The 5550-nt window shown below is 68.4% G+C and carries 4 protein-coding genes; all 4 read right to left on the bottom strand.

What is annotated here, in order from left to right:
- Window positions 1-120: 120 nt before the first annotated feature.
- Window positions 121-1914 (bottom strand): CTP synthase, encoded by a 1794-nt coding sequence (locus AC1D1W_RS19655; protein WP_476944577.1) that lies wholly within the window; start codon window positions 1912-1914, stop codon window positions 121-123.
- Window positions 1915-2014: 100 nt separating this feature from the next.
- The gene (gene recN / locus AC1D1W_RS19650; protein ID WP_476944576.1) at window positions 2015-3751 is read right to left on the bottom strand and encodes a DNA repair protein RecN; all 1737 of its coding nucleotides are present in this window, start codon (window positions 3749-3751) and stop codon (window positions 2015-2017) included.
- Between the two features lie 3 nt (window positions 3752-3754).
- Window positions 3755-4792 (bottom strand): NAD kinase, encoded by a 1038-nt coding sequence (locus AC1D1W_RS19645; protein ID WP_028277417.1) that lies wholly within the window; start codon window positions 4790-4792, stop codon window positions 3755-3757.
- A gap of 22 nt (window positions 4793-4814) precedes the next feature.
- Window positions 4815-5550: TlyA family RNA methyltransferase (locus AC1D1W_RS19640; protein ID WP_476944575.1), on the bottom strand; the 736-nt coding region annotated here is incomplete at its 5' end.

Raw genomic sequence — 5550 nt, 5'->3', positions numbered from 1 at the left:
CTCGTACACCTTCCGGGACGACAAAAGACGGCGCGGGCTCGGCTCATCCGAAACCTGCCGTGCAGCATTGGGGGTCTCAGACATACCGGGCATCGCGCCGTCCTTTGATTCAGTTGGAAATTACTTGGACACTGCTGCCGACGAGGGCTTGGGCGCAGGTGCCGGGGCATCGGCCTTTGCACTCGGGCTGCTGCTGGCAGCGGGCGCGGCATCGCCGGCCCGCTGGTGGCCAAGGGCAGCCTCAATCAGGCCCGCGAACAGCGGGTGCGGGCGCGTGGGCCGCGAGCTGAGCTCTGGGTGCGCCTGCGTGGCCACGTAGTACGGGTGGACGTCGCGGGGAAGTTCCACGAACTCCACCAGCTTGCCGTCGGGCGACGTTCCGGAGAACGACAGGCCCTTGGCGGCGATCTGATCGCGGTACTTGTTGTTGACCTCGTAGCGGTGGCGGTGCCGTTCGCTGACCTTGGTGGCGCCGTAGGTCTCGGCGACGACGGAGCCTTCGTCGAGCTTGGCTTCGTACAGGCCCAGGCGCATGGTGCCGCCAAGGTCGCCCTTGCCGTCAACGATGTCCAGCTGCTCTTCCATCGTGGCGATGACGGGGTACTTGGAGTCCGGCTCGAACTCGGACGAGGACGCTCCTTCGAGGCCGACTACGTTGCGGGCGTACTCGATCACCATGCACTGCAGGCCCAGGCACAGGCCCAGGACCGGGAGCTTGGTTTCGCGGGCGTACTTCAGGGCGCCGAGTTTGCCTTCCAGGCCGCGGATGCCGAAGCCGCCCGGAACGCAGATGGCGTCGACGCCGGCCAGGGACTGCACGGCACCCTCGCGGGTTTCGCATTCGTCCGAGGGGACCCAGCGGATCTTGACCTTGGTGTCGTTGGCGAAGCCGCCGGCGCGCAGGGCCTCAGTGACGGACAGGTAGGCGTCCGGCAGGTCGATGTACTTGCCCACGAGCGCGATCTCAACTTCGTGCTTCGGGTTGTGGACGGCGTCGAGCAGCTTGTCCCAGCTGGTCCAGTCCACATCCTTGAACGGCAGGTCCAGGGCGCGGACGATGTACGAATCCAGGCCCTGGGAGTGCAGGGTCTTCGGGATGTCGTAGATGCTCGGTGCGTCCGGGCAGCCGATCACGGCGTCGATGTCGACGTCGCACATGCGGCCGATCTTGTCGCGCATCGGCTGCGGGACTTCGCGGTCGGACCGGATCACGATTGCCTCGGGCTGGATGCCGATGGAGCGCAGCGCGGCAACGGAGTGCTGCGTCGGCTTGGTCTTCAGCTCCTGCGACGGGCCGATGTACGGCACGAGGGACACGTGGAGGAAGAACACATTTCCGCGGCCGATGTCCTGACGGACCTGGCGGGCGGATTCGAGGAACGGCTGGGACTCGATGTCGCCCACCGTGCCGCCGATTTCGGTGATGATGACGTCGGGGGCGTTCTTGCCCTCGGCCGGAAGCCGCATGCGCCGCTTGATCTCATCGGTGATGTGCGGGATGACCTGGACGGTGTCGCCGAGGTATTCGCCGCGGCGTTCCTTCGCGATGACTGTCGAGTAGACCTGGCCGGTTGTGACGTTGGCCGATCCTTCGAGGTTTTCATCGAGGAAGCGCTCATAGTGGCCGATGTCCAGGTCCGTCTCGGCGCCGTCGTCAGTGACGAAGACTTCGCCGTGCTGGAAGGGGTTCATCGTGCCCGGATCCACGTTCAGATAGGGATCGAGCTTTTGCRTTGTTACAGACAGACCGCGTGCCCGCAGGAGGTGGCCGAGGCTCGAAGCCGTCAGTCCCTTACCGAGCGAGGACGCTACACCACCGGTGACGAAGATGTGTTTGGTCGTCTTGGACGAGCCCGGAAACCGGGAATTTACACGAGAGTTTGATCGCTGCACCACGGGGTTTGAGCTTATCATCAATTCGGCCTTCCACGGGTTCCTTGGCGGGATCCCGATGTGATTGTTGTCCTGGCAGCGGTCCCTGCGGGAGTCCCCGCGGAGGTCCTTTCGGGCCCGCCTAGCTTTGCGGGAGGAGTTTGGCGTCGTCCAGCAGCTCCTGGGCGTGGGCCTGGGCTGATTCGGAGTCCTCTTGGCCTGCCAGCATGCGGGCCAGTTCGCGGACGCGCTCGGCCTCGTCCAGCAGCTGCACGTCGCTGGAGGTGAAGCCGGTGGCGGTAGCCCCGTCAGCGCCCCGCACGGAGGTCTTGGTGACCCTGATGTGCTGGTTCGCGAACGCGGCCACCTGCGGCAGGTGGGTCACCACGAGGACCTGGACGTGCTGGGCCAGCATCGCCAGCCGGCGCCCGATCTCGACGGCGGCGCGGCCGCCGACGCCGGCGTCGACCTCGTCGAAGACAAACGTCGGGACGGGATCGACGGCGGCGAGCACCACCTCGATGGCGAGCATGACGCGGGAGAGTTCACCGCCCGAGGCGCCTTTGCCCAGCGGCCGGGCCGGCGCGCCGGAGTGCGGCTGAAGCAGGAAGGAGATCTCGTCGGCCCCGAACGGTCCCAGCTGGCCCGCGGACTCCACATTGATGACCAGGGTGGCATCGGCCATGGCCAGCGCCGTGAGCTCCGCGCTGACCCGCGCGGAGAGGTCCTTGGCGGCCTTGCTGCGGGCCTTGCTGATCCCGGCGGCCTTCTTCCGGAGCTCGGTTTCGGCCCGGGCGACCTCGGCGTCCAGCGCTTCGATCCGGGTGGAGTCGTCCTGGAGTTCCTCGTGCCGGGCCCGGGCCTCGTCCGCCCAGACCAGCACCTCGTCAATGCTCGGCGCGTACTTGCGGACCAGCTTGGCCAGCGCGGCCCGGCGGTCCTCGATTTCGGCGAGCCGTTCCGGGCCCTCCGTGTCAAGGGCGGCCTGGTAGCTGGCGAGTTCAGCGGCGATGTCGTTGAGCAGGAAACCGACCTCGGCCAGGCGCGCCGCGGCGGAGCCCAGCTCCCCGTCGTGTTCGGCAACGTGCTCCAGGGTGCGTTTGGCGGCGTCCACGAGGGTGGTCGCGTCGGCTTCTTCACCGAAGTCCTCGGCGATGAGCGCCTGGTGGGCGGTGCTGGCCGCGATCCGCAGTTCCTCGACATTGGCCAGTTTCACGGCCTCGGCCTTGAGGGCCTCGTCCTCCCCCGGCTGCGGGTCCACGGCGTCGATCTCGGCCAGGGCTACGTGCAGCGACTCGGCCTCGCGGAGGCGTTCACGCGCGGCACTGCGCAAGGAGTCCAGCTCGCCCTGGCTGGCATGCCAGTGCGCGTAGAGGTCCTGATAGGCGGCAAGCGCGCCGGCAAGGCTCTCGCCGGCGAATTTGTCCAGGGCGCCGCGTTGCGCCACCGGGCTCTTGAGCCGGATCTGGTCCGACTGTCCGTGCACCACCACGAGGGTTTCGCCGATTTCGGCCAGCACCCCCACCGGCGCGGCGCGTCCGCCCAGATAGGCCCGGCTGCGGCCGTCGGCCCCGACGCTGCGGGCCAGCAGCAGTTCCACACCGCCGTCGAACTCCTCCACCTCGGCCCCGGCTTCCCTGGACCGCGCGACGGCAGCGTGGCCGGCGTCGAGCTTCAGCACAGCCTCCGCCGAGGCGCTCTTCGCGCCGCTGCGGACGGCGCCGGCGTCGGACCTGGCACCGAGGAGCAGCCCGACGGCCGTCACCACCATGGTCTTGCCGGCACCGGTTTCACCGGTCACCACGCTGAGGCCTGGGCCCAGCGGCAGGGTGGCGTCGGTGATGACGCCGAGGTCGCGGATACGCAGTTCTTCAAGCATGGTTCACTTCTCGGTTGTGGGATCTGGCGAGGGATCGGGCGCGTCGGCAGTTCCCTCGTGGCGCGGCGAGGGAAGCGGCGGCATGGGACGGGGCGTGCGGATGATCGGCAGGGGGCCGGTGTGGATGGCCCGGGTTTGGGGCACGGGGCCGCGCCAGCCCTGGATGGGGAGCTGGAATTTGCGCACGAGCCTGCCGGAGAAGGGGGTCTGGTGTGTCCGGGCCAGACGCACGGGCGTTGCGGAGCGGGTCACTTCGACGCGCGCGCCGGGCGGCAGATCCACCGAGCGGCGGCCGTCGCACCAGAGGACACCCTGGGCGTCGGTGCGGTTCAGGATCTCGACGGCGAGGCGGGACCGGGGCGAAACCACGAGCGGCTTCGCGAAGAGGGCATGGGCGCTGATCGGCACGATCAGGAGGGCCTCGACCTCGGGCCACACCACGGGACCGCCGGCGGAAAACGCGTAGGCCGTGGAGCCTGTGGGCGTGGCCAGGACCACGCCGTCGCAGCCGAATGAGGTCAGGGGGCGTTCGTCGACTTCGGTGACCACCTCCAGCATCCGTTCCCGGTTGCCCTTTTCGATCGCGGCCTCATTCAGGGCCCAGGTGTGCCAGATCTTCTGGCCGCGGACCCAGACCTGGACGTCGATCGTCATGCGCTCCTCCACCGTGTAGTCACGGCTGGCGATCCACTCGACGGTCTGGGCGAGGTCGGCCCGTTCGCTCTCGGCCAGGAACCCCACGTGGCCAAGGTTCACTCCAAGCAGCGGCACGTCGACTTCGCGGACCAGTTCGGCAGCCCGGAGGATGGTGCCGTCCCCGCCGAGCACCATGACAAGTTCCACCTCGGGCAGCTTCACGTGATCGTGAAGGACCTCGACCGGGTGGTCGAGCCGGCCGAAGAAGCGGACCATGTCCCCGAGCTCGTTCTCCTGCAGCACGGGGACCAGCCCGGATTCGTGCAGCAGCGCACACGCTTCCCAGGCAGCCTTGAGGGACTCCTCGCGCCCTGTGTGGGCCAGGATCAGGACACGCCTGCTCATCAGGTTCCGCCTTCTGGTGGTACTAGTGGTTCGGCCAGATTGTTCCGAGCAACGCAGCAACGGCTGCGTCCCGCTCCTCGATCTTAGGCGGGACTTCCGACATCGCGCGTTTTATCCACAGGAAGTATTCGACATTGCCGTCCTGGCCCGGCAGCGGGCTCTGGGCGAGGCCTGACAAGACCAGGCCCGCGTCCACGGCGGCGGCAGCCACCTTGCCCACGGCGAGCCGGCGTTCGCGTTCCGAGGTGACCACGCCGGTCCGGCCCAGCCGGTCCTTGCCGATCTCGAACTGTGGCTTGACCATGAGGACGAGGTCGCCGCCGGGCAGGGTGCAGGCCGCGAGTGGCGCCACCACAAGCGTCAGCGAGATGAAGGACAGATCAGCCACCGTCAGAGCGGCCGGTCCGCCGATTTCCGCGGCCGCCATGTAGCGGACGTTGAGGCCTTCGTGCACGGAAACCCTGGAGTCATTCCGGATTTCCGGCACCAGCTGGCCGTGCCCCACGTCGACGGCCACCACGTGGGCAGCACCGCGCCGAAGCAGCACATCCGTGAACCCGCCGGTGGAGGCGCCGGCGTCGAGGCACCGTTTGCCTGCGACGACGACGGCGGGAAAGGCATCCAGCGCGCCGGCCAGCTTGTGCCCGGCGCGGCTGACGTAGCCGTCCTCGGCCGAGGCCGTGACGTCCAGCGCGGCGTCCTCCGGGACCTGCAGGGACGCCTTGGCGAGGACCTCGCCCCCGGAGCTCACCTTGCCC

Source organism: Arthrobacter sp. P1_B4 (genome assembly GCF_056406555.1).
This window is presented reverse-complemented; position numbering and strand designations above follow the sequence as displayed.